The sequence below is a fragment of the Brevundimonas lenta genome (assembly GCF_014196335.1).
Taxonomy (GTDB): Bacteria; Pseudomonadota; Alphaproteobacteria; order Caulobacterales; family Caulobacteraceae; genus Brevundimonas; species Brevundimonas lenta.
The window spans coordinates 1,171,370-1,188,537 of record NZ_JACIDM010000001.1 but is presented as its reverse complement, the minus strand read 5'-3'; the positions used below and the strand labels follow the sequence as shown (position 1 = coordinate 1,188,537).

At 69.0% G+C, this 17,168-nt stretch carries 15 protein-coding genes; 7 read left to right on the top strand and 8 right to left on the bottom strand.

From position 1 onward, the window contains the following. Positions 1–140: 140 nt before the first annotated feature. The 3 genes from GGR12_RS05850 to GGR12_RS05840 form a co-directional block, all read right to left on the bottom strand. Positions 141–755, bottom strand: a complete 615-nt coding sequence (locus GGR12_RS05850) for a helix-turn-helix transcriptional regulator (RefSeq protein WP_183203408.1) — start codon at positions 753–755, stop codon at positions 141–143. A 149-nt stretch (positions 756–904) separates the two neighbouring features. Beyond that, a complete protein-coding gene (locus GGR12_RS05845) occupies positions 905–2,377 on the bottom strand; it encodes a hypothetical protein (protein ID WP_183203407.1) in 1,473 nt (490 codons plus the stop codon). A 15-nt stretch (positions 2,378–2,392) separates the two neighbouring features. Then, positions 2,393–3,871 (bottom strand): tetratricopeptide repeat protein, encoded by a 1,479-nt coding sequence (locus GGR12_RS05840; protein WP_183203406.1) that lies wholly within the window; start codon positions 3,869–3,871, stop codon positions 2,393–2,395. Between the two features lie 270 nt (positions 3,872–4,141). On the opposite strand from GGR12_RS05840, the gene GGR12_RS05835 reads away from it, so the two are divergent. From GGR12_RS05835 to GGR12_RS05815, 5 genes are all read left to right on the top strand, one after another. Then, a complete protein-coding gene (locus GGR12_RS05835; protein ID WP_183203405.1) occupies positions 4,142–4,636 on the top strand; it encodes a GAF domain-containing protein in 495 nt (164 codons plus the stop codon). Positions 4,637–4,673: 37 nt separating this feature from the next. Continuing rightward, entirely contained in the window at positions 4,674–5,351 is a 678-nt protein-coding gene (locus tag GGR12_RS05830) for an SDR family NAD(P)-dependent oxidoreductase (RefSeq protein ID WP_183203404.1), read from the top strand. A 162-nt stretch (positions 5,352–5,513) separates the two neighbouring features. Then, the gene (locus GGR12_RS05825; RefSeq protein WP_183203403.1) at positions 5,514–6,356 is read left to right on the top strand and encodes an HpcH/HpaI aldolase/citrate lyase family protein; all 843 of its coding nucleotides are present in this window, start codon (positions 5,514–5,516) and stop codon (positions 6,354–6,356) included. Between the two features lie 86 nt (positions 6,357–6,442). Further along, positions 6,443–7,588, top strand: a complete 1,146-nt coding sequence (locus tag GGR12_RS05820; protein WP_183203402.1) for a beta-ketoacyl-ACP synthase III — start codon at positions 6,443–6,445, stop codon at positions 7,586–7,588. Beyond that, on the top strand, positions 7,585–8,019 hold the full coding sequence (locus tag GGR12_RS05815) for a Cif family virulence factor (protein WP_183203401.1): 435 nt from the start codon (positions 7,585–7,587) through the stop codon (positions 8,017–8,019). Before GGR12_RS05820 ends, GGR12_RS05815 begins: the two co-directional genes overlap by 4 nt. 178 nt (positions 8,020–8,197) lie before the next feature. Here GGR12_RS05815 and GGR12_RS05810 read toward each other — a convergent pair whose 3' ends face one another. Further along, on the bottom strand, positions 8,198–9,385 hold the full coding sequence (locus GGR12_RS05810; RefSeq protein WP_183203400.1) for a M48 family metallopeptidase: 1,188 nt from the start codon (positions 9,383–9,385) through the stop codon (positions 8,198–8,200). A 148-nt stretch (positions 9,386–9,533) separates the two neighbouring features. Between GGR12_RS05810 and GGR12_RS05805 the strand changes: the two genes are divergently transcribed. Further along, a complete protein-coding gene (locus GGR12_RS05805; RefSeq protein ID WP_183203399.1) occupies positions 9,534–11,753 on the top strand; it encodes a TonB-dependent hemoglobin/transferrin/lactoferrin family receptor in 2,220 nt (739 codons plus the stop codon). A gap of 49 nt (positions 11,754–11,802) precedes the next feature. Then, entirely contained in the window at positions 11,803–12,801 is a 999-nt protein-coding gene (locus GGR12_RS05800) for a DUF6607 family protein (RefSeq protein ID WP_246328737.1), read from the top strand. Here GGR12_RS05800 and GGR12_RS05795 read toward each other — a convergent pair. From GGR12_RS05795 to GGR12_RS05780, 4 genes are all read right to left on the bottom strand, one after another. Further along, positions 12,798–14,438 carry a DUF4166 domain-containing protein gene (locus GGR12_RS05795; protein WP_221212206.1) on the bottom strand — a complete coding sequence of 547 codons (1,641 nt, stop codon included), beginning with the start codon at positions 14,436–14,438 and terminating at the stop codon, positions 12,798–12,800. The two genes, GGR12_RS05800 and GGR12_RS05795, sit on opposite strands and share 4 nt — an antisense overlap. Further along, complete coding sequence (locus GGR12_RS05790; RefSeq protein WP_183203398.1) at positions 14,435–14,863, bottom strand: thiol-disulfide oxidoreductase DCC family protein; 429 nt, start codon at positions 14,861–14,863, stop codon at positions 14,435–14,437. Before GGR12_RS05790 ends, GGR12_RS05795 begins: the two co-directional genes overlap by 4 nt. A gap of 79 nt (positions 14,864–14,942) precedes the next feature. Then, positions 14,943–15,332, bottom strand: a complete 390-nt coding sequence (locus GGR12_RS05785; protein ID WP_343053108.1) for a RidA family protein — start codon at positions 15,330–15,332, stop codon at positions 14,943–14,945. After that, the gene (locus tag GGR12_RS05780; protein WP_183203397.1) at positions 15,329–16,966 is read right to left on the bottom strand and encodes a M28 family peptidase; all 1,638 of its coding nucleotides are present in this window, start codon (positions 16,964–16,966) and stop codon (positions 15,329–15,331) included. Before GGR12_RS05780 ends, GGR12_RS05785 begins: the two co-directional genes overlap by 4 nt. Positions 16,967–17,168: the final 202 nt, after the last annotated feature.

Genomic DNA, 17,168 nt, shown 5'->3' with positions numbered 1-17,168 from the left:
CCCGCGTTACTTTCAACCAGCGGGACGTATCTTAACCACTTAATATACCAGCGGTTTCTCTCGCAAAGCTAGAGCGACGTTGTATTCGCTCGGCTTTTTTATCTCACGCGTCCGAAAGATCGTACGGGCTCCCGTCGAAATCAGCCGATGCGGAAGCGGCTGATGACGGCAAACAACTTCTCGCGGCTATTGATGGACAACTTTGCGTAGAGTCGTCGGATGTGCGTGCGCACCGTCTCGATGGAGACTCCGAGCGTTTCAGCGATCGCCTCGGCCCCTGCCCCGCCCACCATCCGGCGCGCGACGACGGCCTCTGACTTGGTCAGACCGAAGGCCTTGATCAGGTCGGCCCAGACGTAGCGGTCCTCGGATTGGGCGGCGATCAGCATCAGGGCCACGCCCGGAGGCTCGCCCTCGGGCTGCAACGCCTCGGCGCGAGCGATGATGTGGCGGTCCTCGGCGGCCTGGTACACCCAGGCGTCCCGATGGGTGACCTTCTCCACGAACGCCCGGAACTCGCTCGCCTGGGATTTGTCCGCGCAGGTGAACACGCCGTTGACGACGCAGAAGTCCTCGGCCCGTTCGACCATGTCCAGCGCGGCGCGATTGGCCCAGAGGATCTTCTGGTCCAGCGTCATCAGCACGGTCGGAATGGCGAACTTCCCGGCCCAGTCCGTGAAATAGGCTTCGGCGACCGAGTGCGGCTGCAGGCCCTCGGGCCGCGCCTCCTCGGCGAGCTTCAAAAGTGCGTTCATAGTTCCCCCGCGCCCCCGTCCCCCCGATACGCGGAGCGGAAGCGGCGTCTTTCAAGCACGTGAAGCTAGACGGTTACACAAGCGACCTTAATCATCAGTTTTGGGGATATTGTCGCATTTTGGCACGGCGCGACGCCGCACCCGGGGCCTTAGCGGCCCCAGCGACCTCCCCAGCGATCCTCGCCGCGATACCGGTCGTTGCGGATGTAGCGGCCGTCACGGTCGTACCAGCCGTTGCCGTCCTGGTAGTCGTCCCAGCCGTCCAGACGGTAGCCGTCGTCGACGTATTCGACGCCCAGCATGCCGTCCTCGTCCGCCCACCAGTCGCGCGGATAGGGGTTGTTCGAGCAGCTCCAGCCGTCGCCCGGACGCCAGTAAGGCTCGTAGCGGCCGCGGTAGCGATCGCGGAACTGCGGGCGGCAGACATGCTGCGACCAGACGCGGTTGCCGCGGGCTTCGACGCTGGCGCGCGGCTCGCGATAGATGACCTCGCGCACACCGGCGAAGACGTTGTCGATGATCACCGCATGGCCCGCCGCGGCGGCGACGCCCACGGTCGAGGCGCGCACCCGCGTATCGGTCAGGCTCAGCTCGCCGCTGTACAGCACCACGCCCTTGTCGGAGCGGCAGACGCGGCTGTTGGCCACGGACACCGAAGCGCCCTCGACCACCACGCCCTCGACGAAGCCGCAGATGGCGGTGTTGTCGACCTCGACCCGGCCGTACTCGCGGCCGGAGCGGACGATCAGGCCGATCGAGCGCGGACCGAAGGCGTTCGGCGCGCCGGTGCCCTTCATCGTCGTGGCGGCGATGCGCGACACCTGACCGGCGCCCGGCACGACCTCCATGCCGGACTGCGCGCCCGTCACGGTCAGCTCCCAGGCGTTCAGCACCGCGCCGTCGGCGACGATGGCGGGGGCGATGGTCTGGGCGTCCAGCACGGCGTTGCGGATATCCAGCAGACCGCCGTCGGCGTAGATCGCCGCCTCGTCGCCCGCATGGCGGAAGCCGACGCGGTTCATGACGATCTCGGCGCCGTAGCCGACGATGCAGGCGGCGTCGCCGGCGCGGGGCGAGGCGAAGACCATGTCGCGTATCTCGACGCGGACGCCCTGCGACACCGTCATGCACGGCAGACCGTCAGGGGCCTGCAGCGTCGGTTCGGACTGGCGGGCCCAGTCGCGCGGATCGAAGCCGCCCTCGCCGATGATGGTCATCGGCTTGTCGATGTTCAGCCAGCCGACGCAGGCGCCCGCCCGCGAACGGATGATCAGGGTGCCGCCCGGCCGCACGCGGCGAACCGCATCCTCGACCGCGCCGGTGCCCGGATTGCCGCCGCAGTCGACCAGCACCACCTCCTCGCCGCCCGGACGCAGCGGCGGATAGCCGGGGTTCCAGTCGGGGCGGTGGCTGCGATAGTCGTAGCGCCGGTGCGAACCGCGATTGCGATAGCTGCGCGCGGGCGGATCCAGCAGCAGGCCGAAGTTCGGCCGCGTCTGGCTCTCCACCTTGGCGGCGGTCTGCGCATAGGCAGGCGGCGCGTCCGTGAGGGCGAAGCCGGCGACCGCCGCGGCGATCACCGCGACGCCGCCGATCAGGCCGAAGCGAGTACGGATCGACATGGGTTCACGCCCTCCTTAGCGGCGCTGCGAACGGGAAACCTGGGCGAGGACCGCCTGCAGGCGGCCGGCCGAGGGGCCGAAACCGGACAGGGCGGACTCGATGCGCAGGACCACAGCCTGGGCCTTGTCCTGATCCGCCACGCCGGCGACGCCGAGCGCGAAGTAGCTGGACATGGCGAACTTGGCCTCGGGGCTGCCCTGACGGGCCGCCTCCTCGAACCATTTGAAGGCGCGGGCGTAGTCGGCCGGCAGGCCGATGCCCTCGGCGTACATGACGGCCAGCACCAGCTGCGCCTCGGACGAACCGTTGATCGCCGCCAGCTGGATGGCGCGCACGCGCTCGACGTAGGACAGCCGGCCTTCCATCGGATGGCCCAGCATGGCCTCCAGCGTCTCGATCTGCCGCTTGGACAGGTCTTCCGGCCGCTGGGCCGCCGTATCGGTCACGCCGAGATAGCGCAGGGCCCGGCCGACGTGGATGAACGGCAGTTCGCTGCCCATCCGGCTGAGGGCGTATTCATAGGCGTCGCCGCGCGGACGGCTTTCGTCCGAGAAGGGCACGCCCGACTGCGGCGCGGTGTTCGGATAGAATTCGAACGGCGGCGTCCACTGGCGCGCCTTGACCTCGACGAAGCGCTGGTAGCCGGCCCGGCTCGGCGCCGAGCGCTCGAAATCGCGCATCAGCACATAGGCGCCGACGTCGCCGGTCTGCACCGCCAGATAGTTATAGAGGTAGGCGTCGACGTCGTTGCGCTGGAACAGGTTGGTGGCGGCGACATAGCCGCGGCGACGGCGCTGGTCGTTGCCGTTGTTCCCGTTGCCCTTGCCCCAGGCCTCGCGGGCCTCGCGGTTGTCCTCGGGCTCGCCGAACGGGCCGTACAGGCCGTCGTGCAGGCGGGCCAGGGTGCGATAGCCCTCGGCGTCCTGGGTCGACAGCACATAGATCACCCGGTCGCGGACCGCTTCCTGCTCCTCGCGGGTCATGGTCGAGAGCACGCGGTCCAGCTTCTGGTAGGCCGAGTGCCGCTCGAACGCGCGGCAGTCGTCGTACCGCGACAGCGGCTTCCAGCCGCCCAGGCCGCCGCGATTGACGCGGTTGATCGGGGCGTAGCCCTCGTCGTTGGCCAGCGCCATGGCGTACCAGGTGGCGCTTTCGATCGGATCCTCGATGTTCTTGTCGGTCGCCCGCACCGCGCTGTAGCGGCCGCCCAGCTCCAGCTGGGCGAAGAAATCACCCTGGAAGGCGGCGCGGCGAAGCGCGCGCAGACCCGATTCCTGGGCGTTGAATTCCGATCCGGTCATCGACGCCGGACGCGGGCAGCTGTTCGAGCGGGCGTCGTCGCCCTGCCAGAAGCGCACGCCGCCGCGGTCGCCGCACGAGGCCATGGCGACGGCCGTCACCGCCAGCACGCCGGCGATGGCGGCGATCGCCACCGGCCCGCGCGAGCGAGCGAAGGCCGAGCGTCCGTCCTGTGTGGATTCGCTGTCGCCCATACTCCCCTCGCACACCCTGAACGGGCGTTCCCGCCCTTAAGCCCGTTAACCTTTGCGCAACCGTGACAGTCCGGTCCAGTTAAGGTCCTGTCAAGGTTAACGCCGTTTTGCGACAAAGCGTTGCCGGATACTGGCCATTTTGTGACGCTTCCTGAGTTCCCCACCGGAATCAGCGGGTTGCGATTCCCCTCTCCGGGGAATTACCAGGCCCCTCGCCAGTTTGAGCGCGGGCACCTATATCCGGCGGCCCGCCCACCGGAGTCTGCGTCCATGGCCTATGTCGCCCGCGATGATCGCCCCGCCGACAAGGCCACCCGCTACGCCGAGGTCGAGGCCGAGATTCTGGCCGTCCTGGACGGCGAACCCAACCTTGGCGCGCGCATGGCGACGGTCTCGTCGATGCTGGCGGACGCCTTCCCCGTGTTTTTCTGGACCGGTTTCTACGTCGTCGACCTGACGAAGTCTGACGAACTGGTCGTCGGCCCCTACCAGGGCACCTTGGGCTGCCTGCGAATCGCGTTCGGCCGGGGCGTCTGCGGGACCGCCGCCTCGACCCGCCAGACCCAGATCGTCGAGGACGTCCACGCCTTCCCCGGCCACATCGCCTGCGACAGCCGCTCGGCCAGCGAGATCGTCGTGCCGGTGCTCGACGCCTCGGGCGCCCTGATCGCCGTCTTCGACATCGACGCCACCGAGAAGGCCGCCTTCGACGCGGTCGACGCCGGGGCGCTGGAGCGGCTGCTCGGCAAGGTGTTCGCAGCCTGATCATCTGCTAAGCCGTCCGCCGAACAGGGAGGACGCCATGTCGGATCGGGTCATCGCAATCACGGGCGGGCACGGGGTGCTCGGCTGCGCCGTGGTCAAGGCCGCCGTGGCCGACGGGCTCAAGGTCGCCGTCATCGATCATGCGAAGGGCCTGCCGGTCCCTGAGGGCGTGCTGGAGCTGGGCGGCGTCGATCTGACCGACCCGGCGAGCGCCGCGAAAGCCATCGACGCCATCGTCGCCCACTTCGGCCGTCTCGACGCCCTGCTGAACGTCGCCGGCGGCTTCGTCTGGCAGACCTTCGACGACGCCGAACCGGCGTGGGACAGGATGTTCGCCCTGAACCTGACCACCGCGGCCAACGCCACCCGCGCCGCCCTGCCCCACCTGAAGCAGTCGGACGAGGGCCGCGTCGTCAACGTCGGGGCCAACGGCGCGCTGAAGGCCGCCGCCGGCATGGGCGCCTACGCCGCCTCCAAATCCGGCCTGCACCGCATGACCGAGGCCCTGGCCGAGGAGCTCAAGAAGACCTCGGTGACGGTCAACGCCGTCCTGCCCTCGATCCTCGACACCGAGCAGAACCGCGCCGACATGCCCGACGCCGACCCGACCAAATGGGTCCAGCCGTCCGACCTCGCCCGCGTCATGCTGTTCCTCGCCTCGCCAGAAAGCCGCGCGATCACGGGAGCGCTCTTGCCGGTGACGGGCCGGGTCTGAGCCAATTTTCAAACCGCTCATCCCGGCGAAAGCCGGGACCCGGTTCTTTTGTGAGGCAGGCTGGCTGGGGATTGCCGTTGATGCGAACTCGGTGGGCGCCGATCATCCAAAGGACTGGGTCCCGGCTTTCGCCGGGATGAGCGGAAATGAAGGGATTCAGCGATGAATGAACTGAAGCCGACCCGCTCCGTCCTCTTCCTGCCCGCCAGCAACCCGCGGGCGATCGAGAAGGCGCGGACGCTGGCGTGCGACGTCGCCATCCTCGACCTCGAGGACGCGGTCGCGCCTGACGCCAAGGCCGAGGCCCGCGCCGCCGCCGTCGCCGCGGTCCAGGCCGGCGGTTTCGGCCCGCGCCTCGGCGTCCGCATCAACGCCCTCGACACGCCCTGGGGCGAGGCCGACCTGCAGGCCCTGCAAGGAGCCGGCGTCGACCTGATCGTCGCCCCCAAGGTCGAGCATCCGCAAATGATCCTCGCCCTGCAGGAGCAGATGCCCGAGGGCGCCCACCTGTGGGCCATGATCGAGACACCGCGCGCCGTCGTGCGCCTGGCCGCCATCGCCGACGCTGGCGGCCCGCTTCGCGGCCTCATGCTGGGCGTCAACGACCTGGCGGCAATGCTCGGCACGGGCCCCTCGCCAGACCGCGAACCGCTGAAGCCCTGGCTGGCCGCCGTGGTCGCCACCGCCCGCGCCTACGGCATGCTGGCCATCGACGGCGTCTACAACCGCTTCAAGGACATTGAGGGCTTCGCCGCCGAATGCGCCCAGGCCCGCCTGTACGGCTTCGACGGCAAGAGCCTGATCCACCCGTCGCAGATCGACCCCACGCACACCGCCTTCGCGCCTTCGGAGGATGAGGTCGTCCACGCCCGCGCCGTGATCGCAGCATTCGCCGCCCCGGACGCCGTCGGCAGGGGCGCGATCCAGATCGACGGCCAGATGGTGGAGCGCCTGCATCTGGTCGCCGCCGAACGCACGCTGGCGCGTCTCGACCCGCGCGCCTGACGCGCCTATCTAGTCAGTCCAGAAACAGAACGGGCGCTCGCTCAAGCAGCGAGGCGCCCGCGTCGAGTGTTAGGGACGACCTGCCAGTGACCAAAGCCGTCATCGCCGCCACGGGCCTTTTCACGCCCGAGCAGTCCATCTCGAACGAAGAGCTGGTCGCGGCCTACAATGCGTACGCCGAGCGCTTCAATGCCGCCCACGCCGCCGAAATCGCCGAGGGCGACGTCGCCGAACTGACCCCCTCTTCGGTCGAGTTCATCGAGAAGGCGTCCGGCATCAAGTCGCGCTTCGTGCTCGACAAGACCGGCATCCTCGATCCCGAGCGGATGGTCCCCCACCTGCCCGCGCGCTCCAACGACGAGCTGTCGATCCTCGCCGAAATGGCCGTGAAGGCCGCCGAACAGGCCATCAAGGCCTGGGGCAAGCCGGTGTCGGAGATCGGGGCCGTCCTGTGCGCCGCCTCGAACATGCAGCGCCCCTACCCGGCCATGGCCATCGAGGTGCAGCAGGCGCTGGGCATCGAGGGCTTCGCCTTCGACATGAACGTCGCCTGCTCCTCGGCCACCTTCGGCATCAAGACGGCGGCGGACTTCATCGCCTCGGGCTCGGTCAAGGCCGTGCTGATGGTGAACCCGGAAATCTGCTCGGCCCATCTGAACTTCAAGGATCGCGACAGCCACTTCATCTTCGGCGACGTGGCCACGGCCGTGATCGTCGAGGCCGAGGATCAGGCGGCCCCGGGCGGATGGGAGGTCCTCGGCACGCGGCTGAAGACCGTGATGTCCAACAACATCCGCAACAATTTCGGCTTCCTGAACAAGGCCGCCCTGCCCACCGACGCCGTCGAGCCGCTCCAGTCGAACGGCCTGACCGACAAGATGTTCGTCCAGCAGGGCCGCAAGGTCTTCAAGGACGTGGTGCCGATGGTCGCCGACATGATCGTCGACCACGCCGCCGAACTCGACATCGATCCCACCGGTCTGAAGCGCATGTGGCTGCACCAGGCCAACATCAACATGAACCAGTTCATCGGCCGCAAGGTGCTGGGCCGCGAGCCCGAGCCGCACGAGAACGTCATCATCCTGGACGAGTACGCCAACACTTCGTCCGCCGGCTCGATCATCGCCTTCCACCTGCACCAGGACGGCTTTGAGCCGGGCGAAACCGGCCTGATCTGCAGTTTCGGGGCGGGCTACTCCGCCGGCACCGTCTTCGTGAGTAAGCGCGCATGAGCATCGACCGCAGCGATATCGGGGCGGTCGTCGACGCCATGTACGCGTGCATCTCGGGCCCGGCCGGTCCGCGTGACTGGGCGACCCAGCGCGAGATCTTCCACGACGAGAGCCGTCAGGCCCGCACCGGCCTCGACGCCGACGGCCGCCCGACCATGATCGTGATGGGCCGCGAGGAATACGAGGCCAACGTCACGCCCTTCTTCGCCGCCAACGGCTTCTTCGAGGTCGAGATCAGCCGCCGCATCGAGATCTTCGGCAACATGGCACACGTGTGGAGCGTCTACGAAGCCCGCACGGCCCTGACCGACGTCGAGCCCGAGCGCCGCGGCATCAACTCCATCCAGCTGGCCCGCGACCCCGACGGCCTGTGGTCCATCCTGCACATGATCTGGGACAACGAGCGGCCGGGTTTGAAGGTCGGCGGCTGACCACCCACCTCACCTCCCCATTCCATGGGGAGGTGGCGCGCCGCGAATACGCGGCGTGACGGAGGGGGCGTCGCCGGAATCTGCCTGTCGAGCTCCAGATCCCTCCCGCCGGTGCCGCCCCCTCCACCGCCGTTCCGGCGGTCCCCCTCCCCATCTGTGATGGGGAGGTGAGCGGCGACTACCGTCGGTTATTCGCCCGCGCCTGCTCCGCCTTCCACTCCATCGCCCGGCGGACCCGGTTCTCCACCGACGGGTGGTCGTAGAACAGGAACTCCTCCACCGCCGACGGCGACGGCGCGCGGTATTCCGCCGTCTTGATCAGCGCCTTCGACAGGCCGTCCGGCTCATTGGCGTGAACCAGCGAGAAGTGGTCCGCGTCCGCCTCGATCGTCCGGATCATGGTGTTGAACGCCGGCGTGGCCAGCAGCCCCAGCACCACCCCGATCGCCGCCAGCACGGGCAGGCCGGCCGGGTCCTGGATGTCCCCCACCCGCTTGGCGCCCAGCAGGGTCCGGGCCAGCGGATAGAACAGGTCGATCAGCCAGAAGCCGACCGCCGCCATGATGATCACGATCCCGGTCATCCAGAGCGAATGCATGTGCACATAGTGGCCCATCTCGTGGCCCACGACGCCGCGCACCTCCGCGATGTCCGCGCCCTTGGCGAACATCACGTCGCTCATCGCCACCCGCGCCGAGCCGAACAGACCCGAGACATTGGCGGTGTAGCGGTCGGACTGTTTCGAGCCGTCGTAGATGTAGATCTTGTCATCCGGCGTCCCGGTCTTGTGGGCCAGCTCGACCACGGCGTCGCGCACCTCACCGTTCGGGGCCGGGGTGTAGGTGTTGAACAGGGGCTCGATCAGGATCGGCGAGATCAGCAGGCCGAACACCACGAACACCGCCGTCAGGCCCGCCGCCCACATCCACCACAGCCGCCGCGCCCGGCGGATCAGGAAGTAGATGCCGACCAGCAGCAGGGCCGTGAACAGGGTCGAGATCGCCCCGCTCATCAGCGCCTCGGTCAGCCAGCCCGTCAGAGGCTGTTCGGTCAGGCCGTACTGCTTCTCCCGCCACCAGTTCTCATAGATCGCCCACGGCAGGGTCAGCGCGAAGCTCAGCGCCAGATAGACGATCCCGACCACCAGCGAGACCAGCACCGGCCGTCCGCGGCGGCGCTCCAGCCGGTCGCGAATCGCGCTCAGCCAGCCCAGGCGGATGATCAGCCATGCGACCACGATCCCGACGATCGCGCCCCACAGCAGCAGCCAGTGGCCGCCCTGGGTGTAGCTGACGGCGCGCGCCGTCTCCTCGGGCGACATCGTCGCCAGCCAGCGTGCGGTCTCGGCCGCGGGATCAATGGTCATGGGAGCCCCTCCTGATGCGATCAGAAGACCCCCGGTTGGCGAGTCTGTCAGCTTAAATCCGCGTCACCTGAACCCGCGACACAATTGCGGTTGCGTCTGATAATCGTTCGCAGTAATTGCCCTGCCTCTCTCAAGCGGGGCAATAAGAATGCGTTCTCTCCTCCTCACCGCCGGGCTCGCCGCCCTGACCGTCGCCGCCTCCCCGGCGCTGGCCCTGGAAGGCCCCACGGGCCCCGTGACGACGGCCGAGGATCCCACCGAGCTCGCCCCGCTCAGCGTGCTGGCGACCCGCGTCGGCACCCAGGTCGATGAAGTCCCCGCCACGGTCACCGTCATCACCTCGGACCAGATCGAAGCGATGCTGGCCACCGACATCAAGGACCTCGTCCGCTTCGAGCCGGGCGTCAGCGTCGTCAGCCAGCCGGCCCGCTTCGGCGCGGCGCTGGGCACCACCGGCCGCGGCCGCAATGAAGGCTTCACCATCCGTGGCATGGGCGGCGACCGCGTGCTGATCATCGTCGACGGCGTGCGCGTGCCGGACGGCTTCGTCTTCGGCGCCCAGAGCGTCGGCCGCGGCGGCTACGCCGACCTCGACCTGATGCGCAGCGTCGAAATCCTGCGCGGTCCGGCCTCGGCCCTGTACGGCTCGGACGGCGTCGCCGGCGCCGTGGCCTTCACCACCAGGGACCCGTCCGACCTGCTCCGCTCGGGCGAGAGCTTCGACGCCCGCGCCCGCGTCGGCTACAACTCGGCCGACCAGGGCCTGACCACCGCCGCCAGCATCGCGGGCGAGGTCGGCGACTTCTCCGGCATGCTGGCCTGGACCGGGCGCGACAGCCAGGAGCAGGAAACCAACGGCGACGTCGGCGGCGCCGGCCCGGCCCGCACCATGGCCAACCCGGAAGAGAACAGCTCCGACGCCTTCCTCGCCAAGGGCGTCTGGAATTTCGCCCAGGGCCAGAGCCTGCGCGCCACCTGGGACTACTTTGAAGGCGAGATGTTCGCCGACGTGCTCAGCGGCCGCACCGCCACCGTGCTGCAGCTGACCGCCCACGACACCACCACCCGCAGCGGCGGCAGCCTGGCCTGGCGCGCCGAGGAGGTGCTGGGTCTGGATCGCGCCCAGGTCACCGCCTACGGCCAGCAGTCCGAGAGCCGCCAGTTCACCTTCGAGGACCGCACCCCGGCCGTCGACCGGACCCGCGACAACACCTTCGACAACGCCGTCGTCGGCCTCGCCGCAGACGCCACCACCACCTTCGGCATCAACCGCATCACCTTCGGCGGCGAGTGGTCCGAGACCACCCAGGAAGGCGTCCGCGGCGGCACCGTCCCGCCGATGGGCGAGACCTTCCCCACCAGCGCCTTCCCGAAGACCGACTACGTCCTCGCCGGCGTCTTCATCCAGGACGAGATCAGCCTGCTGAACGACTCCCTGCGCATCATCCCGGCGGTGCGCTGGGACAGCTACGACCTGTCGACCGCCAACGACCCGCTGTATCCGGGCGTCCGCGCCGACCAGTCGGACGACCATTTCTCGACCAAGCTGGGCGCCGTCTGGTGGGGCGACACGTTCGGCGTGTTCGCCAACTGGGGTGAAGGCTTCAAGGCCCCGACGCCCAGCCAGGTGAACAATTTCTTCTCCAACCCGGCCTTCGGCTACACCTCGATCCCGAACCCGAACCTGCGCCCCGAAACCAGCCAGAGCATCGAGTTCGGCGCGCGCGTCCGCAACGTCGTCCTCCCCGGCGCCGGCGCCCTGTCCGGCCAGGCCGTGGTCTTCAGGACCGACTACGAGGACTTCATCGCCCAGCAGGTGGTGTCGGGCTCGTTCACCCCGGCCGATCCGGCGGTCTACCAGTACGTCAACTTCACCGACGTCGAGATCTCGGGCTTCGAGGCCCGCGCCGACGCCTGGTGGGAGAACGGCGTGAACGCCCGCTTCGCCTTCGCGTACGCCGAGGGCGACACCACCAGCGCCGGCGTCACCACCGCCCTGCCGACCATCGATCCGATCAAGGTCGTCTTCGGCGTCGGCTATGACGAGCCCCAGGGCCGCTACGGCGTCTCGGCCATCGGCACCTGGTCGCAGGCCAAGGACCCGGCCGATACCGACGGCCTCGGCTGCTACAACGCCAATCCGGCGGTCAGCAGCTGCTACGTCGGCGACGACTTCGCCCTGCTGGACCTGACCGCATACTGGAACATGAACGACCAGGTCACGGCCCGTGTCGGCGTCTTCAACGTGTTCGACGAGAAATACAGCTGGTGGAGCGACATCCGCGGGGTCTCGAACGCCACGACGTTCAAGGACGCCTTCACCCAGCCCGGGCGTAACTTCGGTCTCTCTCTGTCCTTGCGTCTGTAAGACGCTCAGTTAATAACGCGACTGACTCGCATTTGTACGGAGCCGCACCATGCGCCGCCCTCTTATGATCTCCACCATCCTTGCGGCCGCGCTCGCGGTCGCGGCTCCGGCGTTCGCCGACACGACGCCGACCGTTTCGACCACCCAGGCTCCGGCCGGCCAGTTCGAGCGGGATCGCCAGTCGATTCTCGCCCAGGCCGGCCAATGGCGCGTGCGCTTCGACATGCGCGAAAACGTCAGCTTCCGCGAAGGCTACGAGCCGCTGGAAGAGAAGCTGTCGGCCGGCGATGAGATCGTCCGCGTCGTCTACGACGACGGCAATCGCATCAGCCTGCAGCACATCCTCGTCATGGATGATGACATGGGGAACCACTTCATCATCAAGCACTGGCGCCAGGACTGGGTCTACGAGCCCGAAACCGTCCTGACCTACGCCGGTCCGAACCAGTGGACCCTGACCCCGGTCCCGGCCGACGAGCGTCGCGGCGCCTGGTCGCAGACCGTCTGGCAGACCGACGATTCGCCCCGCTACGGCGGCGTCGGCCACTGGAGTTACGAGCATGACATGGCCGAGTGGACCTCGGGCGCGACCTGGCGTCCGCTGGCACGCCGCGACGCCATCCGCGACGTGCCCTACGACCGCTACCTGGGCTCCAACCGCCACGCCCTGACCCCGGTCGGCTGGGTGCACATCCAGGACAATATGAAGATGGGCCCGGCCCAGGGCGATGAAGGCGAACCCGTCGCCATCGTCCAGGAAGACGTGGTCAACACCTACCGCAAGGTCGACAACTACGATCCCAAGCCGGGCGACGACTACTGGGCCGCCACCAAGGACTACTGGGCCGGCGTCCGCGCCGCCTGGGACGAGCGCATCGTCGCCTCGGGCGGTCTGTATCTGGAAGAGGAAGCCAACCGCGGCGCCGTCACCGGCAAGCCGCTGATGGACTGGGCCGAGGAAGTCCAGGCCGGGACCCTGACCACGGAAGCCGCCATCGCCCGGGCGCGCGACCTGATCGCCCGCGCCACGGTCGCTCCGACGCACTAAACCTCGCGGACCAGCCAGCCGCGATACCGCACCAGCCGCCCGATCAGCGGCATGGATATTTCGACGTCGAAGACGAACCGGTCTTCGGCGTCGATCTGTTCGTGGGCCCGGGTTGAGGGGGCCAGAAAGCGCGGCAGCGGGATCGGTCCCAGCCGCCAGCCCTCCACGGAATAGACCAGCCGCTCGCCTTCCGGCGTCAGCCGCAGATCCATCGCCGTCGCGCCGAACCGCTCGCGCACCCGCCCGCCTTCGCGCGGATGCGACAGCACGCTGGAGAATGCGTGCCCGCCGATCCGGCGTCGCCACTCCGACCGATCCCCGTCCGCATCGATCGACACCTCGGCGGCACAGTCGGCCTGCGCGGTCGGGAAGCCGATGATCCGCGCGATGATCGCCGCCAGCGGCCCGGCCGCCCCTTCCGTCATCGCCCTGCCCCGCCACAGCGACCGTCCCGGCGTCTCATGCAGCGCCCGGATGGGCGGCGGCAGCGCGTCGAACGCCGGCCCGATGGCGCGAGCGAAGATCGCGCCCCGGTCCGTCACGCTCTCCGTCGCCAGGCCAAGCCCCGCCATGTCGACGGTGATCTCCTCCAGCGCCAGCACTCCGACGCAGGCGCGCGCGCCAGGCGCGATCCGCCCGGCATCGATGCTCCGGATCGCCGCCAGCGTCGGCAGGGTCGGCGTCACCGGCCCCTGCCCCTCCACCGCGGTCAGCCGCCAGACGCCCCGGACCGCCCGCCCGTCGGCGTCCACGCCGAGCGACGCCACCCGCATCGCCCCGCGGTCCGACCCCAGGGCCGACAGCCACTCCGACATCGCGATCAGCGGCTTCGCCAGCGCGACCGGATCGAACCGGAAGGCCTGCACTAGCCGCCCCAGAACCCACGCCCCCAGATGCGCCGGCCACGGCTCCAGTCCGGCCAGGAACATCGCCCGGTCCCGCGGCGCGAAACGGGCGGGGAAGACGTCCAGATCGGGCGTCTCGCACAAGGATACGCGCCGCCGTCCGGCCACGCCGAAATCCCGCAGATACAGCCCGCTCCAGCCCGGCCGCGTCGTCCAGCCGCCGTCCTCGAACACCCGCACCGGACGCCCCAGCCACGACAGAATGGCCTGCATCACCGACAGACCGCGCGGCGCCCGCGCCCCGGGCGAGATCGCCGCCTCGACCGAGACCACTTCGCGCCAGCCTTCCGTCAGCTGGTCCAGCACCGCGTTCGACAACGCCGGCGTCGAACTGCAGCCGGTCAGGGCGACCACGCCCGCCGCCTTCGCCGCCTCGTCCAGCGCCGGAAAGGCCGCCACGAAATCGCGACCGTCGGCCAGATCGACATAGTGCAGCCCGGCCTCGATGGCCGCCCGCGCCGTCGTCGGCTGTGCGCCCTGAAACGGCCCGGCCATGTCGGCGACGATCGTCGCGCCCGTCGCCTTCAGATCGGCGGCGGTCAGGGTGGCGGTGTCCAGCACCGCGAAACCGACCCGTCCTTCCGGAAGCTCGTACCCGTACCAGTCCGCCACGCCCTCGGCCCGCGCGCGGTCCCGACCGGCGACGACGACATCGAAGCCGTCCCGCAGCAGGCCTTCGACCAGGCGCGAGCCGAACACCCCGCCCGCCCCGATCACCAGAACCCGCGTCACGCGACGAACCGCGCCCGGTCCGCCTCTGAGGGAACCATGCAGGCGTCGGTGCGCCCGAAGATGCGATAGCGATTGCGCGCGATCAGGTCGTAGATCGGGTCACGCCAGCTCCTCGGCACGACCTTCAGCCCCGCCAACGGCGCCGTCTCGACCAGCTGCCCCAGCACCGTCAGCGCGGCGTCGGACTTGAAGAAAATCCGGCCGCCGGAAATCACGGCGTTGGTCTCGGGCATGTCCGGATCGATGCCGTAGCGGACGGCCAGGGCCCGCCCCTTCTCCGACTGGATCGGCAGAAACCGGAACCGCGCATCCCGGTCGAGGCGCAGCACGAACTGCACCCAGCGCGAGCAGAACACGCACACCCCGTCGAACAGGATCAGACCGTCAGGTTCATCGGGGGCGGGCTGCGGCGACCAGCGGCTCATACGGTGACAGTGCGGTGCTTGGCCGTACCCGGCAAGGCGACATTCCGTCCGTTCCTCCCCCGCAGGGGGAGGAACCCGATCAGGCCGCCGCCACGGCCTCGATCTCGACCAGCCAGGCCTCGTCGAAAATGCCGGTGACGATCACCGTCAGCGCCGTCTGCCGTCCGCCCAGCCGGCGGATGCGGACCTCGCGGTTCTCCAGCGCGTACTTCCGGTCGGACAGGAAGGTCGTGACCTTCACCAGGTTGTCCAGGGTCATGCCCGCGGCCTTCAGCTGCGTTTCGACATTGTCCCAGACCTGGTCGCACTGGCCGGTGAAATCCGCCGCCAGCGAGCCGTCGGGCGCGACCGGAATCTGGCCCGACAGGTACAGCCAGCGGGTCGCCCCGCTGACTTCCGCGGCCTGCGCATACGCCCCCTCGGCCGGCGGCGAGCCGTCAGCGGTGAAGGGGCGGATGCTCAGGGTCACGGGCGGTCCTGTTGACGGTCGGCGTCCGAGCGGGCGCGCACCTGGGCGAACTCCGACGTCGGCTTCCAGCCCGGCCAGTCCTCGCTGTTCGCGAGGTCCAGACCCAGGTGATACAGCAGCGCCAGGTTCTCGGTCGCCGAGGTCAGGTCCCAGTCCGCCGACCATTCGTCCGACGGCTGGTGGTAGTCGGCCTTGAACTTGGCGCGCCAGGCCGCTTCGCCGGCTTCACGGCCACCGTCCACCCAGTCCCAGCCATGCCACGGCATGATCGCCGGCACGCCCATGCGGGCGAACGGGAAGTGGTCCGAGCGGTAGTAGAAGCCCTCTTCCGGCATGTGGTCGTCGGACACGTAGCGGCCCAGCGGCTGCGCCAGCAGCTCCAGACGATCCTCGAGGTCGTTCTGGCCCTTGCCGAAGATCGGGATGTCTCGCGTCGGACCCGACAGCGGCAGCATGTCGATGTTGATGTCGGCGACCGTGGTCTCCAGCGGCCACACCGGGTTGGCGGCGTAACCGTAAGCGCCCATCAGGCCCATTTCCTCGGCCGCCATGTGGGCGAACACGATCGAGCGTTCCGGCGGGCCGGCCTGGCTGATCTGGCGCGCCATCTCAACGACCGCCGCGGTGCCCGAGGCGTTGTCCCAGGCGCCGTTCCAGATCTTGTCGGCGCCCTGCGCGTCCGGATGCTGGCCCTCGCCGCCGACGTGATCCCAGTGCGCCGAATAGATGATCGTCTCTTCCGGACGCTCGGCGCCCGGAATGCGGGCCAGCAGGTTGTGGGTCACCAGGGTGTCGATGGTCTCGCTGACGTCGACCGAAAGGCGCACGCCATCCAGTTCGACAGCCTTGAAGGTCCCGCTGCCGATGTTCGGCAGCGCGCCGATGTCCAGACCGGCCGCAGCCGCCCAGGCCGCCGCCGCGTCGTGATTGATCGCACCCGAGAACTCCAGGTTCGCGGCGCCCGGCGTCATGGTGCGCCGACGGCCCGCGTTGCGCAGCACGCCCTGCCAGGCCTGCGACGACGCCGGCTGGGCCACCAGGGTGATGATGCCCACCGCGCCGCGGCGGAAGGCCTCGTCGGCCTTGTACTCGCCGGACTCGTAGTTGGTGGAATAGTCGCCGTTGAACACCGGGCCGTCGGGCTCGCCCGGTACCACGACCACGACCTTGCCGCGCACGTCGACGTCGCCGTAGTCGTCCCAGTTCCGCTCGGGCGCATAGATGCCGTGGCCGACGAAGACCACGCCCGCATCGCGGATCGAGGCCTTCCCGTCATTGGTGATGGCGCGCAGCGTCATGTCGGTCCCGACCGTCAGCGGATGCACGGTCCCGTCGGGGCCGGTCCAACTGGCGGTCGCGCCGGCGACCGGGGTGAAGCGCTTCAGCTCGACCGGCTGCAGCCACTGGCCGTTCGGGCCGCCGGGTTGCAGGCCCATCTGCTCGTACTGCGCCTGCAGCCACGCCAGCGTCATGCGCTCGCCGTCGGTGCCCGGATAGCGGCCCTGAAACTCATCGGCGCTGATGGTGCGGATGTCGTTGCTGATGCGCTCGGCCGAGAAATTCTGGGCGTTCGCGGCGCCCGCGGCCAGCAGCACGGCGGCAAGGGCGACACCGCCCGTCAGTTTGCGAAACATATGAGAGGCTCCATCCCCGATCTGATGGCGCGCACTGTACGGCGGCCCCGGGGGACCGCCCGTTAAGTTTTGGTCATGTCGGGGCAAGATTCTCCCTCCCCTTCTGGGGAGGGTGGCTGTCGCGAAGCGACAGACGGGTGGGGAGGGCCACAATTGACAAGGGCGGCGTGCGTTGCCGCAGCCGCCCCCACCCTGTCGTCGC

What these genes read in the sequence shown, in the direction of transcription:
- GGR12_RS05850 (WP_183203408.1), bottom strand. Translation starts at nt 755, where the DNA reads ATGAACGCACTTTTGAAGCTCGCCGAGGAGGCGCGGCCCGAGGGCCTG.
- GGR12_RS05845 (WP_183203407.1), bottom strand. Translation starts at nt 2,377, where the DNA reads ATGTCGATCCGTACTCGCTTCGGCCTGATCGGCGGCGTCGCGGTGATC.
- GGR12_RS05840 (WP_183203406.1), bottom strand. Translation starts at nt 3,871, where the DNA reads ATGGGCGACAGCGAATCCACACAGGACGGACGCTCGGCCTTCGCTCGC.
- GGR12_RS05835 (WP_183203405.1), top strand. Translation starts at nt 4,142, where the DNA reads ATGGCCTATGTCGCCCGCGATGATCGCCCCGCCGACAAGGCCACCCGC.
- GGR12_RS05830 (WP_183203404.1), top strand. Translation starts at nt 4,674, where the DNA reads ATGTCGGATCGGGTCATCGCAATCACGGGCGGGCACGGGGTGCTCGGC.
- GGR12_RS05825 (WP_183203403.1), top strand. Translation starts at nt 5,514, where the DNA reads ATGAATGAACTGAAGCCGACCCGCTCCGTCCTCTTCCTGCCCGCCAGC.
- GGR12_RS05815 (WP_183203401.1), top strand. Translation starts at nt 7,585, where the DNA reads ATGAGCATCGACCGCAGCGATATCGGGGCGGTCGTCGACGCCATGTAC.
- GGR12_RS05810 (WP_183203400.1), bottom strand. Translation starts at nt 9,385, where the DNA reads ATGACCATTGATCCCGCGGCCGAGACCGCACGCTGGCTGGCGACGATG.
- GGR12_RS05805 (WP_183203399.1), top strand. Translation starts at nt 9,534, where the DNA reads ATGCGTTCTCTCCTCCTCACCGCCGGGCTCGCCGCCCTGACCGTCGCC.
- GGR12_RS05800 (WP_246328737.1), top strand. Translation starts at nt 11,803, where the DNA reads ATGCGCCGCCCTCTTATGATCTCCACCATCCTTGCGGCCGCGCTCGCG.
- GGR12_RS05790 (WP_183203398.1), bottom strand. Translation starts at nt 14,863, where the DNA reads ATGAGCCGCTGGTCGCCGCAGCCCGCCCCCGATGAACCTGACGGTCTG.
- GGR12_RS05780 (WP_183203397.1), bottom strand. Translation starts at nt 16,966, where the DNA reads ATGTTTCGCAAACTGACGGGCGGTGTCGCCCTTGCCGCCGTGCTGCTG.